The organism is Amycolatopsis sp. VC5-11 (genome assembly GCF_037034185.1).
GTDB lineage: Bacteria > Actinomycetota > Actinomycetes > Mycobacteriales > Pseudonocardiaceae > Amycolatopsis > Amycolatopsis nivea.
In genome coordinates, this window is record NZ_JBAGKF010000001.1 from 271,149 (window position 1) to 294,468 (window position 23,320).

Below are 23,320 nucleotides of genomic sequence, written 5' to 3' on the forward strand. Positions count from 1 at the left end.
TGGTGTGACCCGGCCCAAGGAGAAGATGTGACAGTGCGGGACGAAAAACAGGACGAGAATTTTTGGGCGGCTCAGTTCGAGGAGCATCGGCCCAGGTTGCGAGCGGTGGCGTACCGGATGCTCGGTTCGTTCGCCGAGGCCGACGACGCCATCCAGGAGACCTGGCTGCGGGTGACGCGGTCCTCGGGAGAGGACGTCCGCAACACCGGCAGCTGGCTGACGACGATCGTGTCGCGGCAGTGCCTCAACATGCTGCGCTCGCGCGCGAGCCGGCGCGAGGACCCGCTGGACATCCGGGTGCCGGACCCGGTCGTGGAGACCGGGGACGGCGTCGACCCGGCGGAACAGGAGGTCCTCGCGGACTCGGTGGGGCTCGCCCTGCTGGTGGTGCTGGAGGCGCTCGACCCGGCGGAACGGCTCGCGTTCGTCCTGCACGACATGTTCGCCGTGCCGTTCGACGAGATCGCGACGATGCTCGACAAGAACACCGCCGCGGTGCGGCAGCTGGCGAGCCGGGCGCGCCGCCGCGTGCAGGGGGTGACCCCGGCCGGTCCGGCGGATCGAGCGCAGCAGCGCAAGATCGCGGACGCCTGGCTCACCGCTGCGCGCGGCGGCAACCTCGAGGGGCTCGTCGCCCTGCTGCACCCGGACGCCCTGCTGCGCGTCGACACCGGCGGACTCGGCTCGAAGGTCGTGCGCGGCGCGGCCGAGGTCGCGGGCAGCGCGTCGCAGTTCCGCCCGGACGGTCTGGTGTCGCAGTACGCGACCGTCAACGGCGGTCCTGGCTTCGTCGCCCGGCGCGACGGGAAGGCGGTTTCGGTGCTGTCGTTCACCGTGGCCGACGGGGTGATCACGGAGATCAACATCCTCGCCGACGTCGAGCGGATCGCGGCGCTGAACTTCTGAGGTCAGCCGAGCCGGTCCAGGGCGGCTACCGCTTCGGCGGGCAGCTGCACCTGGCCGGCCGCGAGGTTTTCGGCGAGATGCGCGGGGGTCGCCGTGCCCGCGATCAGGAGCGTGCCCGCGTAGCGTTGCAACAACCAGGCCAGCGCGACCTGCGCCGGGGTGCAGCCGAGTTCGGCCGCGACGCCGGTCACGACCGGATTGCCGCGCACGTCCTGGCCCAGCTCGAACGCGGAGCCCAGCGGGAAGTACGGCACCCACGCGATTTCGTGTTCCCGGCACAGCTCCAGCACCGGTTCCGTGGCGCGGTAGAGCACGTTGTAGGAGTTCTGCACGCAGACGATCTCGGCTCCGAGCGCGTGCCGGAGCTGGTCGGCGGACACGTTGCTGAGCCCGAGCGAGCCGATCTTTCCCGCGTCGCGCAGGGAAATCAGCTCGGCGAGCTGGTCGTCGATGTCGACGAGCTGGTCGCCTTCCGCGATCAGGCCGGGTCCGGCGTCCGCGCGGCGCAGGTTGACCACGTCGAGCTGTTCGACGCCGAGCGCGGCGAGGTTGGCCTCGACCTGCGCCCGCAGCTGCTCGGGCTGTTGCGCGAGCCGGAGCCCTTGCGCTGATTCCTCGGCCCCGACCTTGGTCACCACGACCAGGTCGTCCGGATAGGGCGAGAAGGCTTCGCGGATCAGGTCGTTGCAGCGGCCGTCGCTGTAGAACTGGGCGGTGTCGAGGTGGTTCACACCCGCGTTGGCCGCCTCGCGCAGCAGTTTCACCTGGTCAGCGCGGTCGGTTCCGGGGCGGCCGAGTTGCATCACGCCGTAGCCGATCCGCGCGACCTCGCGGCCGGCGAGCTTCGCGGTGCCGCCTGGAGCAGTGGTTGCCGTCATGAGGAAAGACTCCTGCCGTGGCATAGTGGAAGATGATGCGGAGGCACCTCCGTATTTCCACCGTAGCAGAACCGGAGGGCCCTCCGCTTTGTCGAGCGCCAAGAAACCGCGCGCGGACGCCGAACGCAACCGGCTTCGCCTGCTCGCTGCTGCCCGCAAAGCGTTCGGCGAAGGCGACGAGCCAGTGACGTTGGAGCGCGTCGCACGCGAAGCAGGTGTCGGCATCGGGACGCTCTACCGTCACTTCCCTACCCGCGAAGCACTGGTCGAAGCGCTGTACCGGGACGAGTTGGCTCAGGTCGTCGCGAGTGCGCCGAAGCTGCTTGAGAGCGAGAAGCCGCTTCGCGCGCTGCGCCGGTGGATGGACCGCTTCGCCGAGTACGCGAGTACGAAGTACGACATGGCCGACACGCTGCGCGCGATCATCGAGGCGGGCACGGTCGACATGACGCAAGTCCGCGCCGAACTGACCGAGGCCGTCCAGCTGATCATGGACGCGGGCGCGGCCGATGGCACGCTTCGGACGGACGTCCGGGCGCAGGACGTGGTCGTGACGGTGGTCGGTGCGTGCAGCATGCGGACGCTGCCGGACGGGCCGGAGCAACTGGACCGGATGCTCGATCTGATCCTCGCCGGGGTCCGTCAGCCGCCGAGTTGATGCACGCGCAGCGCGAGCTGGATCTCCAGCGAGCGTTCGGGCTCGCGCCAGTCCTCGCCCAGCAGCACCGCGAGGCGTTCCATCCGTTGCGCGACCGTGTTGACGTGGACGTGCAGGGTTTCCTTTGCCCGCGCCAAATTCCCGCCTGCCGCGTAGTACGCACGCAGCGTGCCGATAAGGTCGGTGCCGCGGCGGGCGTCGTAGTCGAGGACCGGTCCGAGTGTCGCGCGGACGTAGCCAGACAGGTCGGAATGCCTGCCGAGCAGGACGCCGAGGAACCCGAGGTCGGCCATCGCCGCGCCGTCGCCTTCGCGGCCGAGAGCGAGCAGGGTATTAACGCATCGAACAGCTTCAGTGTACGCCTGCGCCAACGCTTCCGGGCCACTCGCCGGACCAGCCGCGCCGACGGTCACCGGACAGTCCACAACGGACTTCAGCTCGGCCGCGATCCCTGCTGCCGCAGGCTGATCCGGAGCGAGTGCGACAACTTGCTCCGCGTGAACACCGACCAAATCCCCGTACCGTGCACAGGCTGCGGCGAGCCCGCGTCGAGAAATGCCGGACGCATGTGCGACCAAAACCGCGTGCGGTGCCGACAAATCGACCCCCAACCGGCGTGCGCGAGCGACCAACGAGCCCGGGTTACGAGTCGGCGCGGTAAGCAGGTCGGTCAGCAACTCGCCGCGTACTTGATCCTCGGCTTGCGCGACGGAACGACGCAGCAGCAACAGCAACGCCGTGACAACCGCAGCCCGTTCAAAGAGCCGACGATCGTCCCCGGCTAGCTCGGGCCGCCCGGAGAGCGTCAGGCTGCCGAGCAGTTCGCGGCCCGCCCGCACTGCGCAGACCCATGCGTCCTTTGTGGACACAGCGCGTCCATTGGCGTGCGATGAAGCAACCGCGGCAGCGTCAAAATCGACCGCAGTACCGGCCAGCAGGCCGCCTTCCTCGTCGTGCACAGCGATCGATCCGCGCAACACACCGGCCACTTCCGCCGCCACCGCAGGCAAATCCGCGCCGCCGAGCACGAGGTCCATCAACCGGTCGTGCGCGTCGTCGGCGCGGCGCATCGTCGCGTTGGCCGCGTTCAGTTCCGCGGCCGCGGATCGCGTTTCTTCCAGCAGATGCGCGGTGTCCAACGCGATCGCGGCGTGCGCGGCCAACGATGACAGCAGCGCGACTTCCGCCGTCGAGAATGCCCGCGACGACCGGTCGGACGCATACAGCACGCCCAACACCTTGCCGCCGATCGCCAGCGGCACGCCGAGGATCGCCTTCAACCCCTCCTCGCGGACACCCGCGTCGATCGGATTCGTGTGCCGGAACCGCTCGTCCTCGAAGTAGTCCGCGGTCGCGTAGGGACGCGCGGTTTGCGCTACGAGCCCGCCGAGCCCCTCGCCCATCCCCAGGACAATCTGCTGGAACAGCGCGGAAACCGACCCGTCGGTGACCCGGATGTACGTCTCGCCGTTCGCCTCGTCGTTGAGGCTGAGGTACGAAACGTCCACGCCCAGCAACGTCCGCGCGCGCCGGACAATCGACCGCAGCACCGCGTCCGGATCGCGCAACCGGGCGAGGTCGCTGGCGGTGTCGAACAACGCGGTCAGCTCGGCTTCCCGCCGCCGGTGCTCGCTGAGCGTCTCGCGGATCCGCAACGCCAGCTCGGTCGCCGAACCGATCGCGGCGGACTGTTCCGCGGACAACCCCCGGGCAGCGACGTGCGCCAGCTGCTCGCTGCTCGCTCCGGCGGCGAGCAGTTCGAGCAGCCGGCGATACGCCTCGGCAGTGGGGTCCACACCCGTCATGCTGTCATTGAAGCCTGCCGTTCGGCCGCCGTCTCGTGCAGCGACGCGCCGCGCGTCTCCCGGGCGGCGAGCAGCGCGACCAGCGACAACAGGCACATCGCGACCACGTAGACCGAAACCGGCACCGTCGAGTGGTACGCCTCGAACAGCGCCACCGCGATCAACGGCGCGACCGCACCGGCCGCGATGGACGACAGCTGGCCGCCGACCGAAAGCCCGGTATAGCGCACGCGCGTCGGGAATTGTTCCGCGAAGAACGCCGCCTGCGGCCCGTACATCGCACCGTGCACGACCAGCCCGATCACCGCCGCGCCGATCACCGAACCTGTCGTGCGCAAGTCGAGCAGCCAGAAGAAACCAAACGACCAAGCGGCCATCCCGACCACGCCGAACAGGTACACCGGCTTCCTGCCGATCTTGTCGGACAGCAAGCCCCACAAGGGAATCGTCACGAAGTGCACCGCGGACGCGACGAGCACCGCGGTCAGCCCGGTCGCCTTCGGCAGGCCGAGTCCGGTGGTCACGTACACGAGAATGAACGCGGTGATCACGTAGTAGGACACGTTTTCCGCGATGCGCGCGCCGAACGTCACCGCCAGCGCGCGGAAGTGCCCGCGGAAAACGTCGACAATCGGTGCCTGCTCACGCTCGTCCGCGGCAGCCTTCGCCGCGATGAACACCGGCGATTCCGAAACCGCCAGCCGGATCCACAGGCCGAGCACCACCAGCACGCCGGACAGCAGGAACGGAACCCGCCAGCCCCAAGCCTGGAAAGTCGCGTCCGACTGCGCCGATGCCAGGATCGTGAGCACCGCGGTGGCCAGCAGGTTCCCGGCCGGAACGCCGGTCTGCGGCCACGACGCCCAGAACCCGCGCCGCCGGTCGTCGCCGTGCTCGGACACCAGCAGCACCGCGCCGCCCCACTCGCCGCCGAGGGCGAAGCCCTGGATCAGCCGCAGCAGCGTGAGCAGGACCGCTGCGAGCACGCCGACCGCGCTGTAGGTGGGCAGCAACCCCATCGCGAACGTCGAGCCGCCCATCATCAGGAGGCTCACGACCAGCAGTTTCTTGCGTCCGATCCGGTCGCCGAAGTGCCCGAACACGAGCCCGCCGATCGGCCGCGCGAGGAAGCCGACCGCGTAGGTGAGCAAGGCGAGCAAGGTGCCGGTGAGCGGGTCGGCGGTCGGGAAGAACAGCTTGTTGAAGACCAGCGCGGCGGCCGAGGTGTAGAGGAAGAAGTCGTACCACTCGATGGTGGTTCCGATCAGCCCGGCTCCGACGACGCGCAGCAGCTTTTTGTCCATAATGGACTCCACTCCGTTGTGGGGAAAAGGGGATTCAGCCAGCGGTCCAGCCGCCGTCAACGGGAAGCGACGCGCCGGTGACGTGCCCGGCGGACTCGCCGCACAGCCACACCACGAGATCGGCGACGTCCTCGGGTTCGATCAATCGCTTGATCGCGGCCCGGCGCAGCAAAACCTGTTCCAGCACTTCTTCCGGCGGCACCCCGTGTTCGGCCGCCTGCGCTTCGATCTGACCGGTGACGAGCGACGTACGAACGTAGCCGGGATTCACGCAGTTGCTAGTCACGCCGTGCTCGGCACCTTCGAGAGCGGCCACTTTGGACAGTCCCTCGAGCGCGTGTTTCGCCGTGACGTAAGCAGCTTTGTACGGACTCGCCCGCACGCCGTGCACGCTGGACATGTTGACAATCCGGCCCCAGCCGCGCGCGTACATCGCGGGCAGGCACTGGCGGATCAACAGAAACGGCGCGGTCACCATCAACGACTGGATGAAGGCGAACCGCTCCGGCGGGAATTCCGGCAACGGGGCGACGTGCTGCACGCCCGCGTTGTTGACGAGCACGTCGACGTCCGCGGGCAGCCTCGCCAGCGCCGCCGGGTCGGTCAGGTCCACGGCGTGCGCCTGCCCGCCGACCTCAGCGGCAGCCGCCTCCGCCCCGGCGACGTCCACGACATGCACCTTGGCCCCGGCCGCGCCGAACGCCCGCACGCAGGCCAGCCCGATGCCGCTGCCGCCGCCGGTCACCAGCGCGGTGCGCCCGGCGAGGGAACTGTCACTGGTCATGGCCGGAAACAGTAAGTCGCTCCGACCTGGGCGACCATGGGTCAATCCACCACAGAACGCTGATTCTCTATGTGGTCAGCCCACGCTGGAAGCTTAATCTTCGTCCATCACGATCAGCTCGAACCCGTGGCCGTTGCAGGTGGGACACACCGCGTCGAACACGGCACCACCGCCATGGCAGTCCGGGCAAAGGCCGTCGTGCCAACTGGTTCCCGAGACGTCGCAATGCGGCCGCGGGTAATGGGTATCCGGCAGGCAGCATTCCGCGCCGGTTTCGGCGTGTCGCCGACGGCAGAGGTCGCGTCCTCCAGGCTTGATCATGCCTTCAGCATCACACAGCTCGGCCCGGGTCAGCCAGCGGCCGACGAGATGCTCCGCGCCTCGCTCGCCCCGATTTCGAACGCCTCGCAGCAGAAGAGCAGCCACTCGCGCACGCCGTCGGCCGTCCCGCCAGCGAACCCTTGCGCCAGCTCGACATACCGCGGCACCCGCCGGAAATAGGCGACTTCCGGCACCGTCAACGCCTTCGGGTCAAGCCCGGTGGCCACCATCGACAGGCGAGCCGCCGCCCGGGCGACCACCCCGTCCGCCGAACCGAACGGCGACAGCGCCAGCAGTTCGCCGTGCACCACCGCGGTCAGCACCGGCCCGGGCACCGAGGTCGCGCCGGTGACGAGCTGAGCCAGCATCTCCAGTCGCTCGCCGCCGCGCTGCGGACGGCCGAGCTGATCCGGATCGGACACCACGTCCGACGCGGCCAGCAAATGCAGCCGGGCCACCGTCTGCAACGGAGCCCGCCGCCACGTCGGCAGCAACGACTCCAGCTTCTCCGCGACCCGCAGCGCCCCGGCGAGCAGCGGGTCGGTCACCGAACCGTCTTCCGGCAGCTCGGGATTGGCCCCGTCGATCCCCGCCGAAGCCCGAGCCGCCCGAACCGAAGCCTCCGCCGCGGTCTCCGCGCCGCCCCGCAGGTTCGCGGGCAGCCGGTGCACGGCGAAGACGGCGTCCTGCGCGGCCTTGGCTGCCGCGGCGACGCCGTCGAGCTCCAGCAATGGCTTCAGGGGATCACTCATGCGTCGAGCACCTGCCCCGCGCGCTCCACCACCGGAGGCAGCACCGACCAGGGAAAGTTGATCCACCGGTCAGTCCGCTTCCACACGTATTCGCACTTCACCGTCGAGGCGGGCTTCTCGTAGACCACCGCGCACCGCACGTCCGCGACGTGGTCGGCGCAGAAGTCGCGGACCAGCTTGAGCGTCGCGCCGGTGTCCGCGACGTCGTCGGTGACCAGCACCTTCTTGTGTGTGAGATCCACCACGTTGGGCACCGGCGGCAGCATGACCGGAAGGTCCAGCCGCTGGTCGACGCCGGTGTAGAACTCGACGTTCATCACGTGCAGGTTCTTCACGTCGAGCGCGTACCCGAGCGCGCCGGCGACGAACAGCCCGCCGCGCGCGATGGACAGGATGAGGTCGGGCGCGAACCCGTCCTCGGCCACCGCCTCCGCCAGCTCCCGGCTCGCCGAACCGAACAACTCCCAGGTGAGGTTTTCTCGCTCCTCGGCCATGCGCGCTCTCTTTCTCGGGTGGTCCGCCGAGCATAAGCGGCCGTAAAGTGGACTGCTGAAATGACTGGGAAATGGCACTTCGACACAGCCACTCGTCGCCGTAGCGTGAGCCCGTGACCTGGAGCGAGCACCCCATTCTGTCCGGCCGCCACGTACGGCTCGAACCCCTCGGCCTCGAGCACGCCGCCGGCCTGCTCGAAGCCGGAGCCGACCCGGGCATCTGGGCCTGGCTGAGCCTCCGCCAGCCCGCCGACCTCGGCGAAGCCGAGACGATGGTGAAGGACGCGCTCGCCGACCAGGACCGCCGCCCGTGGGCGCAGATCGACGTCGCGTCCGGCCGCGTCGCCGGAACCACTTCTTATTACCAGGTAGTAGCGAAGCACCGGATCCTCTCGATCGGGCACACCTGGATCGGCGCGGATTTCCAGCGCACGGCGCTCAACACCGAGTCCAAATTCCTCCTGCTGCGCAACGCCTTCGAGGACTGGGGCGCCCAGCGCGTCGCGTGGGAAACCGACAACCGCAACCTCCGTTCGCAACGCGCCATCGAACGGCTCGGCGCGCTGCGCGAAGGGGTGCTGCGGGCGCACCGGATCCGTCCGGACGGCACGACCCGCGACACGGTGCTCTACTCGATGACGGACGCCGAGTGGCCGGGCGCCCGTGCCCGGCTGCTCGCCCGCCTCGGCTGAGCCTCGCCGCACTCCGCTTGGCGCTGTGCGCGCAACGTGGCTGCAACCTTGTCGTAGGCGGACTAACGTCGCTAGCGTTCCCTGAGCCGCGGGTTCGCACTACAGGAGGCTTTGCACCATGACCGAGCAGTCCCCAGCGTTGGACAACCTGCTCACGGAGAGCCGCACGTTTCCTCCCAGCGACGAGTTCGCTGGTCAGGCGAACGCGAAGGCCGATATGTATGCGACGGCGGACGCTGACCGGGAGCAGTTCTGGGCCGGGCAGGCGGAGCGGCTGTCGTGGGACACGAAGTGGTCCCAGGTATTGGACTGGACCAATGCTCCGTTCGCGAAGTGGTTCGTGGGCGGGAAACTGAACGTCGCGTACAACTGCGTGGACCGGCACGTCGAGTCCGGCCACGGGGACCAGGTCGCGATCCACTGGGTCGGCGAACCGGGCGACACGCGCGACATCACCTACGCGCAGCTGAAGGACGAGGTCTCGAAGGCCGCGAACGCGCTGTCGTCGCTGGGCGTCGTCGCCGGGGACGTCGTGGCGATCCAGCTGCAGATGGTGCCCGAGGCGATTTTCGCGATGCTGGCGTGCGCGCGCATCGGAGCCCTGCACAGCGTGGTGTTCGGCGGTTTCTCGCCGACGGCACTGCGCGCGCGGGTGGACGACGCGGCGGCGAAGATCGTGATCACGTCGGACGGCCAGTACCGCCGCGGCAAGGCCGCGCCGATGAAGGCGAACGTCGACGAAGCCTTGCAGGGCGCGGAAACCGTGCAGAAGGTCATTGTCGTCCGGCGCACCGGCAGCGACCTCGAGGGCGAGACGCCGTGGACCGAGGGCCGCGACCTGTGGTGGCACGAACTGGTCGACGGGCAGTCCACCGAACACAAGCCGGAAGCGTTCGATTCCGAGCACCCGCTGTTCATCCTCTACACCTCGGGCACCACCGGTAAGCCGAAGGGCATTCTGCACACTTCGGGCGGCTACCTGACCCAGACCGCGTACACCCACAATGTCGTGTTCGACCACAAGCCGGGCGAAGACGTCTATTGGTGCACCGCCGACATCGGCTGGATCACCGGACACTCCTACATCGTGTACGGACCGCTGGCGAACCGCGTGACCCAGGTCGTCTACGAAGGCACGCCGAACACCCCGCACGAGGGCAGGCACTGGGAAATCATCCAGAAGTACAAGGTCTCGATCTACTACACCGCGCCGACGCTGATCCGCACCTTCATGAAGTGGGGCGAGGACATCCCGGCGAAGTACGACCTGTCCTCGCTGCGGGTCCTCGGCAGCGTGGGCGAGCCGATCAACCCCGAGGCCTGGATCTGGTACCGCGACAAGATCGGCGCGAACAAGACGCCGGTCGTCGACACGTGGTGGCAGACCGAAACCGGCGCGATCATGATCTCGCCGCTGCCGGGCGTCACCGCCGCCAAGCCGGGTTCCGCGCAGCGCGCGCTGCCGGGCATCTCGGCGAAGGTCGTGGACGACACCGGCGCCGAGGTCCCGCACGGCGGCGGCGGATACCTGGTGCTGGACAAGCCGTGGCCGTCGATGCTGCGCGGCGTGTGGGGCGACGACGAGCGCTTCCGCGACACCTACTGGTCCCGTTTCTCCGAGCAGGGCTACTACTTCGCGGGCGACGGCGCGAAGTACGACGAGGACGGCGACATCTGGCTGCTCGGCCGCGTGGACGACGTGATGAACGTGTCCGGGCACCGGATCTCCACCACCGAGGTCGAGTCCGCGCTCGTGTCGCATCCGACGGTCGCCGAGGCCGCCGTCGTCGGCGCGACGGACCCGACCACTGGACAGGGCATCGTCGCGTTCGTGATCCTGCGCGGCAACGCGGTCGACGGCGGGGACGACGCGGTGCAGGAGCTGCGCAACCACGTCGCGAAGGAGATCGGGCCGATCGCGAAGCCGCGGCAGATCATGGTCGTGGCCGAGCTGCCGAAGACCCGCTCCGGCAAGATCATGCGCCGACTGCTGCGCGACGTCGCGGAGAACCGCCAGATCGGCGACGTCACCACGCTCGCCGACTCGTCGGTCATGGACCTCATCTCCTCCGGGCTGAACTCCGGCAAGGAGGAGTAAGTTCTTCACCGTCAGGAAGGGACCCTCCCGGCTGGGAGGGTCCCTTCCTGCATTGATCCCCTGAAAGTGCGGGCATCGAACGCATGTTCTAAGATGCCCGCGTACCCAACCCAGATCCGGGCAAGGAGACGACACGAATGTCCGTGGAAGCCTTGACGCACGACGAGGACACTGCGGCCGGGCCGGCGGCGGAGTCATCGCCGCAGGCCGCCGGCACCCCGGAGGCCCCGGAAGTCGCCGAGCCCACCGCCGCTCCCGAAGCTTCGAGCGCCCCGGAGGACGCCCCGAAGCCGGAGTCTTCGCAGGCTGAGGAGACCCCGGCGGTCGAATCGCCGAAGCCGAAGCGCGGCCGCCCGAAGGCCGCGGCGTCGACGGCGAAGAAGACCCGCACCGTGGAGCTCACGCTCACCGTCACCGGCACGGCGGACGGCGAGTGGCAGGCCGAGCTGAAGAACGGCGCCAAGTGGGTCGCGAAGGGCCTTGCCGTTCCGGCCGCGGCGGTTTCGCGTGCGGCGAAGGAACTGCACGACGACCTGTCCGGCCCGATCGACGAGGTCATCAACGCCGCCCGCGAGGCGCAGGCCGCGAAGGTCGCGCAGCTCGAGGCCGAGCTGGAAGCCGCGAAGGCGGCGCTGGCCGAGCTCGACAACTGAGTCAGACCCGGTTCGCCCGGGTCCGGTGTCCACTCGTGGCTCCGGACCCGGGCGTTCGTCGTTTCAGCCCACCGGCGGCCGTCCCGGCAGCGGGGCTTTGAACTCGATCCACCGGCTGTCGGTCAGCGCTTCGACGTGGTGGCGCACGCCGCGCGGATGCACCAGCACGTCTCCCGGCCCGAGTTCGGACCACACGCCGTCGACCGTTCCGCGCAGTCGCCCTTCCAGCACGTGCACGATGCTGTCGTGGTCGTGGCTGTGCTCGGCCGACGCGACGCCCGCCGGATAACGGATTTCGTACGCCAGACCGTGTTCCGCGCGCGCCCGTTCCCGGATCAGCCCGGTGCCGCCGCGCAACGCCACGCCCTCCACCACCGACAACGTCCGCCACTCCCGCTCCATCCCGGCAGCCTATTCGCCCGGTCAGGCAAGGCACAATTCATTGAGGATTGCCTTTCTTAACCGAATTCCTGCAATCCGGGAAAATGTCGCGCGGAAACAATTTCCGTGATTCACTGAAGCCGTGACCGAAACGATGGGCGACGCGGTGCACGCGCACGAACCGCACGAGGACCTCGGCGGCAAGCTGAACTGGCTGCGCGCCGGGGTTCTCGGCGCGAACGACGGGATCGTGTCCGTCGCGGGCATCGTCGTCGGCGTCGCGGGAGCCACCACCGACAGCACCACGATCCTCACCGCCGGAATTGCCGGGCTCGTCGCGGGCGCGTTTTCCATGGCGGGCGGGGAATACGTGAGCGTGAGCACCCAGCGCGACACCGAACGCGCGCTGCTGCGGCTCGAGAAGCACGAACTGAAAACGATGCCGGAGGCCGAGGAACGCGAACTCGCGCAGATCTACGAGGACAAGGGCCTCTCGCCGGAGCTGGCGAAGCAGGTCGCGCGCGAGCTGACCGACAAGGATCCGCTGCAGGCGCACGCGGAGGCCGAACTCGGCATCGACCCGGACAACCTCACCAGCCCGTGGCAGGCGGCGTGGGCGTCGCTGCTGGCGTTCTCCGTCGGCGCGCTGCTGCCGTTGCTGGCGATCGCCTGGACGTCGGTCAGCGTCCGCGTCTGGGCGTGCGCGCTGGCGGTGGTCGTCGGCCTCACGCTCACCGGGTTCGTGAGCGCGAGGCTCGGCAACGCGCAGGCGGGGCGCGCGATCGTCCGAAACGTCGGCGTCGGCGCCCTCACCATGCTCGTCACTTACTTCGTCGGAGTGCTTTTCGGCACCACCGTGGGTTAGTGAACTCCGCGCATCAACTTGCGGATGAAGGGGATCAGCGCGAGCAACACCACGCCGACCACGATCGCGACGCCGCCAATGATGCTGAAGTACGGCACCTCGTCGTGCGGGTCGTAGGACTGCGCGAGCTTGCCCGACATCGCCGTGCCCAGCGAAACCGACAGGAAGTTCAGCGCCACCATCTGCGTCCGGAACGCCTCCGGCGCGAGCTTCGTCGACAGCGAAAGCCCGACCGGCGACAGCATCAGCTCGGCGATCGTGAACACCAGCAGGATGCCGGCCAGCGCGAGCAGCGGGCTGCCGTTCTGCCCGGTGTGCGCCATCGGCAGGAACAGCAGGAACGCCACGCCCATGAGCACCGTGCCGAGCACGAACTTCATCGGCGTCGACGGCTGCTTCGGGCCGAGCTTCGTCCAGACCGCCGCGATGATCGGCGCGAACACGATGATGAACACCGGGTTGATCGAGTTGACCCAGGACACCGGCATCGTCCAGCCGAACAGGTCGCGGTCGAGCCGCTGGTCGCTGTAGACCGAGACGACCGTCGACTGCTGCTGGTACAGCGAGAAGAACGCGGCGCTCGCGATGTACATCGGGATGAACGACAGCACCCGGCTGCGCTCGTCCGAGGTGATCTTCTTGCTGGACAGGATCGCGACGAAGTAGACCACCGAGATCGCGACGACCACGTAGACCACGACGTCGGCGAGGTTGTCCGGGGTGACCACGCCGGACATGATCAGCGCGACGACCGCGGCGACGATCACCACGGCCACGCCGATCACGAGCACGCGCTGCGAGGACGGCAGCGGGTTCGGCACCTCGGACGCCTTCGCGCCGAGGTTCTTCCGCCCGATCGTGTACTGGATCAGCCCGAGCGCCATGCCGATCGCGGCGAGCCCGAAGCCGAGGTGGAAGCCGCCGTTCTGCTGGGCGAGCCCGGTCAGCAGCGGGCCGATGAACCCGCCGATGTTGACGCCCATGTAGAAGATCGTGAATCCGGCGTCGCGCCGCTCGTCGCCCTCGGCGTACAGCGTGCCGACCACCGAGGTCGCGTTGCCCTTGAGCCCGCCGGACCCGAGCGCGACGCACGCGAGACCGACGCCGACGCCGGTCAGGCCGGGCAGCACGGCCAGCGCGATGTGCCCGATCATCACCACGATGGCGCTGTAGAACAGCGTGCGTTCGGAGCCGAGCAGCCGGTCGGCGATCCACGCGCCGACGACCGTGGCGAGGTAGACCGTGCCGCCGTACGCGCCGACGATGCCGAGCGCGGCGCTCTGGTCGATCCCGAGGCCGCCCTTGTCGGCCTGGTAGTAGAGGTAGATGGCGAGGATGCCCTGCATCCCGTAGAAGGAGAAGCGCTCCCACATCTCCACGCCGAAGAGGTTCGCCAACCCCCTCGGGTGCCCGAAAAATCTGGTGTCGGCCTGGGCGTCGATAGGGGTGCTCACTACTGCCTCGTCCCTGTATTCAACATCGTTGTCGTTCTCTCCTCGCATGCTAGAAGGCGAACAGGTGAACGAAAAACCGGCGTCAGTATGGACTAGACAACTTGGCCGCGGCGACGGGCGGACCTGCGTTTGCGTGCGACTCGGCCAGATGCGAGCGTCATCGGGCAGTCCTGGGTTTGCCGTTCGTCACAACGGGCGGTAGTCGGCGACTGCGGACGGTAAACTGGACATCGGTGTGCCGGGAAGTCTGGTCGGCGGGAGAGCCGCCGTCCCCACAAGGAGTTTTTCGTGACCCCAGCCCGCGCCGTCGCCGAATTCGCCCGTTTCCTGCGCACGGAAACCACTGGCGGGCTGATCCTGCTCGCCGCCACCGCGGTCGCCCTGGTCTGGGCCAACTCGCCGCTCGCGCCCGCTTACGAGGCATTGCGCGACTTCCGGCTCGGCCCGGAGTTCCTGCACCTCAACCTCACCCTCGGCGACTGGGCGAAGGACGGCCTGCTCGCGCTGTTCTTCTTCGTCGCGGGGCTTGAGCTCAAACGAGAACTGGTGGTCGGCGAGCTGTCCCGGTGGCGGCAGGCGGTGCTGCCGGTGATCGCCGCGGTCGGCGGGATGGTCGTGCCCGCGGTGCTCGCGCTCTCGATCGCCTGGGGCACGCCCGGCGTCGACCGGGCGTGGGCGATCCCGGTGGCCACGGACATCGCGTTCGCGCTCGGCGTGCTCGCGCTGACCGCCTCGAACCTGCCGAGCAGCGCGCGGGTCTTCCTGCTTTCCCTTGCCGTGGTGGACGACCTCGGCGCGATCCTCGTCATCGCGATCCTCTTCACCAGCAGTTTCAACCTGATCGCGGCGGCGGTCGCGGTGGTCGCGCTCGGGCTTTACGCCTTCCTGCAGCACAAGCGCGTCCGGACGCCGTGGCTGTACGTGCCGATCGCGCTGATCACCTGGGTCGCGGTGCATTCGGCGGGCATCCACGCGACGATCGCCGGCGTCGCGCTCGGGCTGCTCACTCGCGTCCGCGAGGACGAGGGCGAGGAGGAAGCACCCGCGGTCCGGCTCGAGCACCGCTTGCAGCCGTGGTCAGCGGCGGTGGCGGTGCCGGTGTTCGCCTTGTTCGCCGCGGGGATTTCGGTGAACGGCGACGCGCTGTCGACGGTTTTCACCACCGCGTTGCCGCTGGCTGTCCTCATCGGACTGGTCGTCGGGAAGTTCGTCGGCATCTTCGGGGCGAGCCTGCTGGCGGTGAAGCTGCACGTCGCGGAAAAGCCCAGCGGGATGAGCTGGCGAGACGTGGCCGCGCTGTCCGTGCTCGGCGGAGTCGGGTTCACCGTCAGCCTGCTGATCGCCGAACTCGCCCTGCCCGAGGACATGGCCGAAGTGGCCAAGGCGGCCGTCTTGATCGCCTCCGCGATCGCCTCGCTGACCGCCGCCGTGCTGCTCCTGCGGCGCAGCCGGGTACACGCGAAGGCGGGTTGATCCCGACACTCCCGCCGGTCCGTCGCGCCTCGCGTACGGCCACGTGGCACGATGACCCAGTGAGCAGCCCCAAACACGAGCGCACCAGCCCCGACGGCGTGGGGGCCGTGCCGTACCTGCCCCTGTCCAGCGACGAGGAAGCCGCGGCGAGCGAGCAGTCCATCGGCAAGCTCGTCGGCGACGCCACCCAGCACCTGTCGACGCTGGTCCGCGCCGAAATCGAGCTGGCGAAAGCCGAGCTGGCGCAGGAAGCGAAGAAGGCGCTCAAGGGGACGGTCTTCTTCCTGATCGCCCTCACCGTCTTTCTGTACAGCACCTTCTTCCTGTTCCTGCTGATCGCCGAGGGTCTGTCGGACTGGTGGGGCATCCGCTGGCCCGCGTTCGCGACGGTGTTCGGCCTGATGCTGATCACCGTGGGCGCGACCGCGTTCCTCGGCTGGCGCAAGGTGAAGAAGCTGCGCGCGCCGGAACGCACGATCAGCAGCGTCAAGGAGACGGCCGAGGCGTTCAAGCGCAAGCCGGTCGAAGACGACGACCTGCCCTCGACGCAGGGCTGACGCCAGCCCACGCGCCGGTGGTGGAGCTGACGCCGGACCCGTCGAGCGTGCGGGTCGACGGGCCGTGGACGCATCGCGACGTCTCGGCCAACGGCATCCGCCTGCACGTAGCCGAATGCGGCGAGGGCCCGTTAGTGCTGCTCCTGCACGGGTTCGCGGGTTTCTGGTGGACCTGGCGACACCAGCTGCCCGCGCTGGCCGACGCCGGTTTCCGCGCGGTAGCGGTAGATCTGCGCGGCTACGGCGACTCGGACAAACCCCCGCGCGGCTATGACGCGTGGACCCTGGCAGGCGACGTAGGCGGCCTGATCAAGACCCTGGGCGCCCGCCGGGCACACCTGGTAGGACACGCCTGGGGCGGCATGCTCGCCTGGACAGTCGCCGCACTGCACCCCCGCCTGGTGTCCTCGGTGACCGCCATCGGCGCCGCACACCCGCTAGCGTTCAAGTCGGCGGTGAAGCGCACCAGCAGCCAGATCCGCGCCGCAGGCCACCTTTTCCGCTTCCAGGTACCGATGGCCCCGGAGAAATGGCTGGTCCGCGACAACGCGGCGGCAGTAGAAGAACTGTTCAGCAAATGGTCCGGCGAGACCTGGCGCTCCTCCTCGGACTTCACCGAGACCCTGCCGCCGTTCCGCCAAGCCATGCTGGTCCCAGGCGTCGCCCACTCCGCACTGGAGTACTACCGCTGGGCCTTCCGCGCCCAGTTCCGAGGCGAAGGCCGACGCTTCACCGACGCAGTCAACGCCCGCATCACCGCCCCCGTACTGCAGTTGCACGGCGCGGACGACACCTGCATCCTCCCGGAAACCGCACTGGCGTCAGTCCACTGGGCAGGCCCCCACAGCGAACCAAAACTCTGGCCAGGCATCGGCCACTTCCCCCAGCTAGAAGACCCAGACCGAGTAACAAAGTCCGTTGTGGACTTCATCCGCTAACCACCAGCACCAACAACCCGCAACAGACCCACCCAACGAGCGAGGCACCCAGCCCTCCCCCCGCACCCCGATACGAAGCACCCCCAGACCGTCAGCACAATCAAGCTTCGGGGTGCCCCACGCAAGCACGGGCCAATGTCGCCGCCAGGCGACGAGCCGAGCCAGACTCAACTAGCGCAAGCCCCAGTCCCCACCCGAGCAGTCTGCGGCGAAGCAGCATCAACCTCACTGCGCACCTGATCCGCGGTCAACGTAAACCCGGTATCCGGATCCTCCACCGCAGCCCCAAACACCACCCCGATGACATCCCCGTCAGGAGTAATCATCGGCCCCCCGGAATTCCCGCTCCGCACCGTCCCCCGAACCGTAAACACATCCCGCTGCACAGTACGAGAGTCATAAATATCCGGCCCGCGCAAGTTAATCCGCCCCCGAACCCGAGCCGGAGTAGCCGTGTAGGGCCCATCCAACGGATACCCCAACACCACCGCATTATCCCCAGCCCGAGCAGTCTGCGGCGCAAACGGCAACACCGGCGCCTTCAACCCAGGCACCGCCAACACGGCAATATCAACCTCCGGATTGAAGTAAACAACCCGAGCCCGATAATCCCCCGAAGTCGACTCAATCCCGACCTCGTCAGTCCCCGCCACCACATGCGCATTGGTCATAACCCGCTGCGGCGCAACCACAAACCCACTGCCCTCAAGCGCCCGAGAACAAGAAGGCGCGTTCCCCCGAATCTTCACCACACTGGGATGCACCCGCTTAGCCACAGCGGACACATTGAGCGAAGTATCCGGCGGCGGCGTATCCGCCGAAGGCGCCTTCTCAAACGGCGACAACGCAGACGGAAACCCAGACGCGTCAAGCAACTTCCGCAGATCACTGGGAAGCCCCTGCGCCTCAGCAGGCATCAGGTCGTTGACCTCACCCAGCACGACCGACGAGTTGATCGACTTAGCCAACCCGGGAATCGCCGACACCGTAGTCAACGGATTAGCGACCAGCCAAGCGACCACGAACACCGCGGCCGCCTGCAAGATCGCACCGAGCGTCTTGTCGATGCCGGAAAGCTTGTCCGGATTGATCTTCTGCCGCAGCTTCCGCCCGACCCACACGCCGAGCGTCTCGCCGAGCACGATCAGGAACACGACCACCGCGAACGCGAAAGCCACCTTGGCGACCGGACTGTCGAAAAGGCTGATCACGAACGGCGCCAGCTTCACCCCGGCCACCGCGCCCAGCGCGACGCCCACGAGCGCGGGCAGCGCGACGATCACGCCCTGGAACGCACCGGAAACCGCGGCCATGACCGCGAGCAGCAGGACGACGACATCGACCCAGTTCACCGCGCCGTCACTCCTCGATAGAACCGTCCCGGGCCGCCGACCGGCCCTGATGTTCGGCCCACGCTACGTCAAGCTCGCGCACATCGCCGGTGTCCCACTCCCGTTCCCAGCCGCCGAGCGAGAGCAGCACCGACAGCAGACCGGCGGTGAAACCCCAGACGAACAGGCCGTCGACGGTGAACGCCGGACCTCGCCACGACGCGTCGCCGCGGCGCACGGTGAACCGGTTGGCCGGGTCGGCGAGGTCGGCCAGCGAAACCCGCGCGACCGCCGCCGTCTCGGCCGGATCGACGGCGCGCACCGGCGACGGGGTGTGCCAATGCGCCAGCACCGGCGTCACCGCGAACCTCGACACCGGCACGAACAGCTCTGGCAGCACCGCGACGGGCAGGATCCCCGACGGGTCGACGCCGGTCTCCTCCTCGGCCTCGCGCAGCGCCGTGCCGACCGGGCCGTCGTCGCCGTCCTCCGCGCCGCCGCCGGGGAAGGAAACCTGCCCGGCGTGCGAGCCGAGCGTGTCCGCCCGCCGCTGCAACAGGACGTCCGGACCGTCTCCGCCGGGCCGTTCGCCGAAGAGAATGAGCACCGCGGCGGCGCGGGTGAGCAGGTCTTCCGGCGGGCTGAAGCGGGTGAACGTGCGGCTGTCGACCTCGCCGGACACCTTCACCAGCGGCCGCAGCCATTCCGGCACGGCTTCGGGTTCGACGAGCGGTCCGGTGGTCATGAGTAGTCCTTCACAGCAGCGCGCACCTGGTCAGTGTTGTCGAACACCCGCGGGTTCGCGATGAACCGGACCTGGCCGTCCGCGGTGACCAGGTACGACGCGGGCAGCGACGAGGGCACCTTGAGCGCGGTGCGGATGGGACCGGTCTGGCCGTCGCCGTCGTAGAGCGACGGCAGGTGCACGCCGAGTCGCTGGAACAAGCCGAGCCCGTCCGAAGCCGGGCTGGCGACCTGCACGCCGACCACGCGCACCGCACCCGGCTCGGCGGCGTACCGCTGCAGCACCGGCAGTTCGGTGCGGCACGGCTGGCACCACGACGCCCACACGTTGACCAGCACCGGGCCGCCGCCGAGGACCTTGCCGACGTCCACCCTGGACCCGTCGCCGAGGCAGTCCGCCTCGATCCCGGACAGCTGGCCGACCGCCTTCGCCGCGGCGGGCGGACAAGCCTGGAGCTTCGCCGCCGCGCGCGCCGCGGTGAGGTCGCCGGACGCGGGCGGCGCGGCCGTCGAATCGCCGCCGCGCAGCGTCAGGACGGCGACCAACGCGGCCACCGCCAGCACCGCGACCCCGAGCGCCCATTTGGTGACTGCAGTCACCCGCGCGCCGCCAGCTCGAGAATGTGGTCCCTCTCCGGGCCCTTGACCAGTTTCGCGGCCACCTCGAACTCGGTGGGCCCGGTGCCGAACGACGGGCAGTCCTTGCGCAGCGGACACGCGCCGCAGGCCGGTTTCCGGGCGTGGCACACGCGGCGGCCGTGGAAAATCACGCGGTGGGACAGCATGGTCCACTCTTTGCGCGGGATCAGCTCGCCGACCGCGTGCTCGACCTTGACCGGATCCTCTTCCGCGGTCCAGCCCCAGCGCCGCACGAGACGGCCGAAGTGAGTGTCCACTGTGATTCCCGGCACGTCGAAAGCGTTGCCGAGCACGACATTCGCGGTCTTGCGGCCGACGCCGGGCAGCGTGACGAGGTCGTCCAGCTTCTTCGGCACCTCGCCGCCGTAGCGCTCCACGAGCGCCGCGCCGAGACCCATCAGCGAATTCGCCTTCGCCCGGAAAAACCCGGTCGTGCGCAGGTATTCCTCGAGTTCGGCGCGCTCCGCTCCGGCGTAATCGGCCGCGGTGCGGTACTTCTTGAACAACGCGGGCGTGACGAGGTTCACCCGCACGTCCGTGGTCTGCGCCGACAACACCACCGCGACCAGCAGTTCCAGCGGATTCGTGAAGTCCAGCTCGGCCTTCGCGTCCGGATAAACCTCGTCGAGGCAACGTTTCATCCGCCGGGCGCGTCTCACGAGAGCGAGCCGGCTTTCTTCGCGGTCCGCGCGGGGCCCGTTCGGGACAACAGGGGGCACCCCGATAGCCTACGGGCGAGTCGGACGAGCCGGTCGGGAGCATCCGCCGGTGGACGGCCGAACCGCCAGAGCACCACCTCTGCGGGCCGCGCGTCCGCCCTGAGCGAGGATCTGGAGATCCATGACCGAGTGCGTCACCGAAAACAGCGGAGCTGTGGCATGACCGTGTGGTTCGTGATCTTGGTCCCGCTGGTGATCATGTTCTTCGCGTTGTTCATGGAACGGGTCGAGAGCAGGCTCAAGCACGTCGCGGTTCAGGAGAACGAGGTCGAGGAGTTCCTGGAGCAGGCCCAGCCCAACGAGGTCAGGGCCCTGTACGGGCACGGGATCGGCCGCGCGCTCGAGCTGTTCCGGCTCCGCAGGCTCGGCGGACGGGCAGCCAGGCTACGCGCGCGCAAGGTGCGGAGTTAGGCTGCTCAGTCGGACGTGATCGTTCCAGGCAGCCGCGCCGGGCGCGGCGAGCTGACGAGCGATCTGCCCGACACGCCCTAGACTGACGCGAAAGTGATCGGCGACACTGCCTTCGACCTGCGAAGGAAGTGATCGTTTCTCGACGAGGAGGCACCCGAGGTGGACGAAACCCTGGCCCGTGCGGGCATTTTCCAGGGTGTGGAGCCGGCAGCGGCGGAGGCGCTGGCCCAGACCTTGGAATCCGTGGAGTTCCCCCGCGGCCATGTCATCTTCAACGAGGGCGAGCCGGGCGACCGGCTGTACATCATCCAGTCCGGCAAGGTGAAGATCGGCCGCAAGTCCCCGGACGGCCGCGAGAACCTGCTGTGGATCGCCGGTCCGTCCGACATGTTCGGCGAACTGTCCATCTTCGACCCCGGCCCGCGCACGTCCGGCGCCACGACGGTCACCGAGGTCCGCGCGGTCACCATGGACCGCCCGGCGCTGCGGCAGTGGATCGCCACCCGCCCGGAGATCGCCGAGCAGCTGCTGCGCGTCGTCGCGCGCCGCCTGCGCCGCACGAACAACATGGTCGCGGAGCTGATCTTCACCGACGTCCCCGGCCGCGTGGCCCGTGCGCTGCTGCAGCTGGCGCAGCGCTTCGGCAGCCAGGAGGCGGGCCTGCTGCGGGTCACGCACGACCTGACGCAGGAAGAGATCGCCCAGTACGTCGGCGCGTCCCGCGAGACCGTCAACAAGGCGCTCGCCGACTTCGCGCACCGCGGCTGGCTGCGGCTCGAGGGCAAGAGCGTGCTGATCCTCGACCCGGAGCGGCTCGCCCGCCGCGCCCGCTGATCTTCCCCCGAGTGGGTTAATCCGCACGGGTTTTTCGAAGGCCACCTCCTACTGGGGGTGGCCTTCGTGCGTGCGTACCGGACTGTCCCCCACAAGAGCGGCATTCCGCTCCGGGCCCGTGTCGCCGCCGGTTTCGGCCGGTCCGGCCGGGAAAATGACAAGGAGCCGGGCGCCACCCCCGACGTGGCGCACCGGCTCCTCGCCTGCGCACGGATCATCCCCCGACGACCCGCGCTCCCCGCCCTCCGGACCAGGCCCCGACCCATATGCCGGAGGGAGCTGGGTGCTGCAGTGCTGTCCAGCCCGTAATGGGCTGTCGTTCAACCATCACGGCCAAAACTCACGAATTCAAGGCCATTCACCCTCAAGGACGCCAAGACCGCGTCTTCGTTGCACGAGTTCACGAAGAATCCAGCTGGTGTTATCGGATCGAGACCTTTAGGTCACGCAACCGGGCCGCCACCGCCGCCGGAGCGGGCTGCTCAGCGATCTGGGCGGCCAGCGCCGCCGCGGACGCCCGGTAGGCCGGGCCGGCGAGCACCGTCTGGACCGCCTCGAGGATTCCGTCGCCGGAGTCGACCGCGATTCCGGCTTCCGCGTCCTGGATCTGCGCCGCGACTTCGAAATGATCAGTCGCCAGCGGCAGGACCACCAGCGGCACGCCGTGCGCGAGCGCGCCGAGAACGGTCGCCGAGCCGCCGTGGCATACCACCGCGTCGACGGCGGGCAGCAGCTGCGACTGCGGCACGAACTGCTCGATCCGCACGTGGTCCGGCTGCTGTCCGAACCGGCCGACGTCGCCGTCCCGGCCGATCGTCGCCACGACGTTCACCGGCTCGTCGCGCAGCGCGGCCACCATTCCCTCCAGCACGCCTGGCCGAGCGTTGTGGGTGGTGCCGAGGGTGACGTAGACGGTCCGGTCGTAGGGCAGCCCGTCGAGGACTGCCGGGCGCGGACCAGGCGTCGGCGTCACGCCAGCGGGCTGGAGCGGCCAGCGCGTCGGGTACTCCCACGCGACGTCAGACGGGATCAATCCCGTCGGCCAGAAGTCCAGGTACGGCACGGCGTCGCGCGGCGGCAACGCGTCGAGCCCGCGTTCGCGAACCAGACCGTTGGCGACTTCCCAGGCCCGCTCCATCGTCGCGGCGGACTTCGGCGGACCGATCGCGTGCATCGCGTACGGCACGCCGGCCAGGCACGCAGCCATCACGGCCGCGCGTTCGGCGAGATTGGCGACGACGAGATCCGGCCGCCAGTCGCGGACGAACCCGACCATGGCGTCGAGCCGCGCGGCCGCGCCGAGCCCGACCATGTACTCGGCGACCAGATGGGAGAGCCGCTCGTCCGCGGACATCCCGGCCATCTCCTCGCGAGCCCGCTGCCACATCGAGGCCGCGGCGGCGGGGTCGCTCGGCTGCCCCACCGACACCGCCTGCAGACCGGTGTTTTCCAAGTACTGAACGGCTTCCGGACCGGTCACGAACGCGACCTCGTCCCCAGCGGCGCGGGCCGCCTTGGCGAGCGGAAGCATCGGCGCGAGATGGCTGTACCCAGCTCCGGAGGAGAACATCAGCCGCATCGCGCGAGCGTACTGACTTACCCGATCGGGCGTGACCAAGATGACCGGGA

The 23,320-nt window shown here is 68.8% G+C and carries 25 protein-coding genes; 11 read left to right on the forward strand and 14 right to left on the reverse strand.

Features of this window, described 5'->3' with window-relative positions; all coding sequences use genetic code 11:
* Positions 1-27 precede the first annotated feature (27 nt).
* A complete protein-coding gene (locus tag WA670_RS01400; protein WP_238603933.1) occupies positions 28-906 on the forward strand; it encodes a sigma-70 family RNA polymerase sigma factor in 879 nt (292 codons plus the stop codon).
* 2 nt (positions 907-908) lie between these two features.
* Here the strand turns inward: WA670_RS01400 and WA670_RS01405 are convergent, their stop codons facing one another.
* Positions 909-1,784, reverse strand: a complete 876-nt coding sequence (locus tag WA670_RS01405; protein WP_336156729.1) for an aldo/keto reductase — start codon at positions 1,782-1,784, stop codon at positions 909-911.
* Positions 1,785-1,872: 88 nt separating this feature from the next.
* Between WA670_RS01405 and WA670_RS01410 the strand changes: the two genes are divergently transcribed.
* Positions 1,873-2,442 (forward strand): TetR/AcrR family transcriptional regulator, encoded by a 570-nt coding sequence (locus tag WA670_RS01410; protein WP_037808368.1) that lies wholly within the window; start codon positions 1,873-1,875, stop codon positions 2,440-2,442.
* Here WA670_RS01410 and WA670_RS01415 read toward each other — a convergent pair.
* The 6 genes from WA670_RS01415 to WA670_RS01440 form a co-directional block, all read right to left on the reverse strand.
* On the reverse strand, positions 2,427-4,247 hold the full coding sequence (locus tag WA670_RS01415; RefSeq protein WP_336156730.1) for a helix-turn-helix domain-containing protein: 1,821 nt from the start codon (positions 4,245-4,247) through the stop codon (positions 2,427-2,429). The two genes, WA670_RS01410 and WA670_RS01415, sit on opposite strands and share 16 nt — an antisense overlap.
* Positions 4,244-5,551: an MFS transporter gene (locus WA670_RS01420; protein WP_134728510.1), complete on the reverse strand. Its 1,308-nt coding sequence runs from the start codon at positions 5,549-5,551 to the stop codon at positions 4,244-4,246. The genes WA670_RS01415 and WA670_RS01420 overlap by 4 nt, the downstream gene beginning before the upstream one ends.
* 34 nt (positions 5,552-5,585) lie before the next feature.
* Positions 5,586-6,335: a 3-hydroxybutyrate dehydrogenase gene (locus WA670_RS01425; protein ID WP_336156732.1), complete on the reverse strand. Its 750-nt coding sequence runs from the start codon at positions 6,333-6,335 to the stop codon at positions 5,586-5,588.
* 93 nt (positions 6,336-6,428) lie between these two features.
* On the reverse strand, positions 6,429-6,656 hold the full coding sequence (locus WA670_RS01430) for a hypothetical protein (RefSeq protein ID WP_134662040.1): 228 nt from the start codon (positions 6,654-6,656) through the stop codon (positions 6,429-6,431).
* Between the two features lie 29 nt (positions 6,657-6,685).
* Positions 6,686-7,408 carry an oxidoreductase gene (locus tag WA670_RS01435; protein WP_134728512.1) on the reverse strand — a complete coding sequence of 241 codons (723 nt, stop codon included), beginning with the start codon at positions 7,406-7,408 and terminating at the stop codon, positions 6,686-6,688.
* Positions 7,405-7,902, reverse strand: a complete 498-nt coding sequence (locus tag WA670_RS01440) for a phosphoribosyltransferase (RefSeq protein ID WP_037808373.1) — start codon at positions 7,900-7,902, stop codon at positions 7,405-7,407. Before WA670_RS01440 ends, WA670_RS01435 begins: the two co-directional genes overlap by 4 nt.
* Positions 7,903-8,015: 113 nt before the next feature.
* Here WA670_RS01440 and WA670_RS01445 point away from each other — a divergent pair, with 113 nt between their 5' ends.
* From WA670_RS01445 to WA670_RS01455, 3 genes are all read left to right on the forward strand, one after another.
* Positions 8,016-8,594 carry a GNAT family N-acetyltransferase gene (locus tag WA670_RS01445; RefSeq protein WP_134728513.1) on the forward strand — a complete coding sequence of 193 codons (579 nt, stop codon included), beginning with the start codon at positions 8,016-8,018 and terminating at the stop codon, positions 8,592-8,594.
* A 118-nt stretch (positions 8,595-8,712) separates the two neighbouring features.
* Positions 8,713-10,692, forward strand: coding sequence for an acetate--CoA ligase (gene acs, locus WA670_RS01450; RefSeq protein WP_336156733.1), 1,980 nt, complete (start codon positions 8,713-8,715; stop codon positions 10,690-10,692).
* 137 nt (positions 10,693-10,829) lie between these two features.
* On the forward strand, positions 10,830-11,345 hold the full coding sequence (locus WA670_RS01455) for a DUF6319 family protein (RefSeq protein ID WP_037808376.1): 516 nt from the start codon (positions 10,830-10,832) through the stop codon (positions 11,343-11,345).
* 63 nt (positions 11,346-11,408) lie between these two features.
* Here WA670_RS01455 and WA670_RS01460 read toward each other — a convergent pair whose 3' ends face one another.
* Complete coding sequence (locus WA670_RS01460; RefSeq protein WP_336156734.1) at positions 11,409-11,747, reverse strand: cupin domain-containing protein; 339 nt, start codon at positions 11,745-11,747, stop codon at positions 11,409-11,411.
* Positions 11,748-11,868: 121 nt separating this feature from the next.
* Here WA670_RS01460 and WA670_RS01465 point away from each other — a divergent pair, with 121 nt between their 5' ends.
* On the forward strand, positions 11,869-12,591 hold the full coding sequence (locus WA670_RS01465; RefSeq protein ID WP_037808379.1) for a VIT1/CCC1 transporter family protein: 723 nt from the start codon (positions 11,869-11,871) through the stop codon (positions 12,589-12,591).
* On the opposite strand, the gene WA670_RS01470 is transcribed toward WA670_RS01465, so the two are convergent.
* The gene (locus WA670_RS01470) at positions 12,588-14,045 is read right to left on the reverse strand and encodes a peptide MFS transporter (protein WP_043827093.1); all 1,458 of its coding nucleotides are present in this window, start codon (positions 14,043-14,045) and stop codon (positions 12,588-12,590) included. The two genes, WA670_RS01465 and WA670_RS01470, sit on opposite strands and share 4 nt — an antisense overlap.
* 288 nt (positions 14,046-14,333) lie before the next feature.
* Between WA670_RS01470 and nhaA the strand changes: the two genes are divergently transcribed.
* Genes nhaA through WA670_RS01485 form a run of 3 tightly spaced genes read left to right on the forward strand, consistent with a single transcriptional unit; the run spans position 14,334 to position 17,013 of the window.
* Complete coding sequence (gene nhaA, locus WA670_RS01475) at positions 14,334-15,518, forward strand: Na+/H+ antiporter NhaA (protein WP_134728515.1); 1,185 nt, start codon at positions 14,334-14,336, stop codon at positions 15,516-15,518.
* A 59-nt stretch (positions 15,519-15,577) separates the two neighbouring features.
* Positions 15,578-16,075, forward strand: a complete 498-nt coding sequence (locus WA670_RS01480; protein ID WP_134728516.1) for a phage holin family protein — start codon at positions 15,578-15,580, stop codon at positions 16,073-16,075.
* 20 nt (positions 16,076-16,095) lie between these two features.
* On the forward strand, positions 16,096-17,013 hold the full coding sequence (locus WA670_RS01485) for an alpha/beta fold hydrolase (RefSeq protein ID WP_238608222.1): 918 nt from the start codon (positions 16,096-16,098) through the stop codon (positions 17,011-17,013).
* A gap of 167 nt (positions 17,014-17,180) precedes the next feature.
* Here WA670_RS01485 and WA670_RS01490 read toward each other — a convergent pair whose 3' ends face one another.
* The 4 genes from WA670_RS01490 to nth are packed head-to-tail and all read right to left on the reverse strand — an operon-like array spanning position 17,181 to position 20,368.
* Positions 17,181-18,365: a MarP family serine protease gene (locus tag WA670_RS01490; protein ID WP_336156735.1), complete on the reverse strand. Its 1,185-nt coding sequence runs from the start codon at positions 18,363-18,365 to the stop codon at positions 17,181-17,183.
* 7 nt (positions 18,366-18,372) lie between these two features.
* Complete coding sequence (locus WA670_RS01495; RefSeq protein ID WP_037808385.1) at positions 18,373-19,089, reverse strand: NUDIX hydrolase; 717 nt, start codon at positions 19,087-19,089, stop codon at positions 18,373-18,375.
* Positions 19,086-19,688, reverse strand: coding sequence for a TlpA family protein disulfide reductase (locus WA670_RS01500; RefSeq protein ID WP_037808386.1), 603 nt, complete (start codon positions 19,686-19,688; stop codon positions 19,086-19,088). Before WA670_RS01500 ends, WA670_RS01495 begins: the two co-directional genes overlap by 4 nt.
* The gene (gene nth, locus WA670_RS01505) at positions 19,685-20,368 is read right to left on the reverse strand and encodes an endonuclease III (protein ID WP_238608221.1); all 684 of its coding nucleotides are present in this window, start codon (positions 20,366-20,368) and stop codon (positions 19,685-19,687) included. The genes WA670_RS01500 and nth overlap by 4 nt, the downstream gene beginning before the upstream one ends.
* Before the next feature lie 237 nt (positions 20,369-20,605).
* Here nth and WA670_RS01510 point away from each other — a divergent pair, with 237 nt between their 5' ends.
* Together WA670_RS01510 and WA670_RS01515 are read left to right on the forward strand one after the other, a co-directional pair.
* Positions 20,606-20,857, forward strand: a complete 252-nt coding sequence (locus WA670_RS01510; protein WP_037369289.1) for a hypothetical protein — start codon at positions 20,606-20,608, stop codon at positions 20,855-20,857.
* A gap of 159 nt (positions 20,858-21,016) precedes the next feature.
* A complete protein-coding gene (locus WA670_RS01515) occupies positions 21,017-21,691 on the forward strand; it encodes a Crp/Fnr family transcriptional regulator (protein ID WP_009084463.1) in 675 nt (224 codons plus the stop codon).
* Between the two features lie 421 nt (positions 21,692-22,112).
* Here the strand turns inward: WA670_RS01515 and WA670_RS01520 are convergent, their stop codons facing one another.
* Complete coding sequence (locus WA670_RS01520) at positions 22,113-23,270, reverse strand: glycosyltransferase (RefSeq protein ID WP_336156736.1); 1,158 nt, start codon at positions 23,268-23,270, stop codon at positions 22,113-22,115.
* Positions 23,271-23,320: the final 50 nt, after the last annotated feature.

Excerpts from the sequence above, each read along its gene's own strand:
- WA670_RS01435 (WP_134728512.1), bottom strand. The coding sequence starts at position 7,408 with ATGAGTGATCCCCTGAAGCCATTGCTGGAGCTCGACGGCGTCGCCGCG.
- WA670_RS01460 (WP_336156734.1), bottom strand. The coding sequence starts at position 11,747 with ATGGAGCGGGAGTGGCGGACGTTGTCGGTGGTGGAGGGCGTGGCGTTG.
- WA670_RS01415 (WP_336156730.1), bottom strand. The coding sequence starts at position 4,247 with ATGACGGGTGTGGACCCCACTGCCGAGGCGTATCGCCGGCTGCTCGAA.
- acs (WP_336156733.1), top strand. The coding sequence starts at position 8,713 with ATGACCGAGCAGTCCCCAGCGTTGGACAACCTGCTCACGGAGAGCCGC.
- WA670_RS01425 (WP_336156732.1), bottom strand. The coding sequence starts at position 6,335 with ATGACCAGTGACAGTTCCCTCGCCGGGCGCACCGCGCTGGTGACCGGC.
- WA670_RS01420 (WP_134728510.1), bottom strand. The coding sequence starts at position 5,551 with ATGGACAAAAAGCTGCTGCGCGTCGTCGGAGCCGGGCTGATCGGAACC.
- WA670_RS01440 (WP_037808373.1), bottom strand. The coding sequence starts at position 7,902 with ATGGCCGAGGAGCGAGAAAACCTCACCTGGGAGTTGTTCGGTTCGGCG.
- nth (WP_238608221.1), bottom strand. The coding sequence starts at position 20,368 with ATGAAACGTTGCCTCGACGAGGTTTATCCGGACGCGAAGGCCGAGCTG.
- WA670_RS01510 (WP_037369289.1), top strand. The coding sequence starts at position 20,606 with ATGACCGTGTGGTTCGTGATCTTGGTCCCGCTGGTGATCATGTTCTTC.
- WA670_RS01455 (WP_037808376.1), top strand. The coding sequence starts at position 10,830 with ATGTCCGTGGAAGCCTTGACGCACGACGAGGACACTGCGGCCGGGCCG.
- WA670_RS01405 (WP_336156729.1), bottom strand. The coding sequence starts at position 1,784 with ATGACGGCAACCACTGCTCCAGGCGGCACCGCGAAGCTCGCCGGCCGC.
- WA670_RS01495 (WP_037808385.1), bottom strand. The coding sequence starts at position 19,089 with ATGACCACCGGACCGCTCGTCGAACCCGAAGCCGTGCCGGAATGGCTG.
- WA670_RS01520 (WP_336156736.1), bottom strand. The coding sequence starts at position 23,270 with ATGCGGCTGATGTTCTCCTCCGGAGCTGGGTACAGCCATCTCGCGCCG.
- WA670_RS01430 (WP_134662040.1), bottom strand. The coding sequence starts at position 6,656 with ATGATCAAGCCTGGAGGACGCGACCTCTGCCGTCGGCGACACGCCGAA.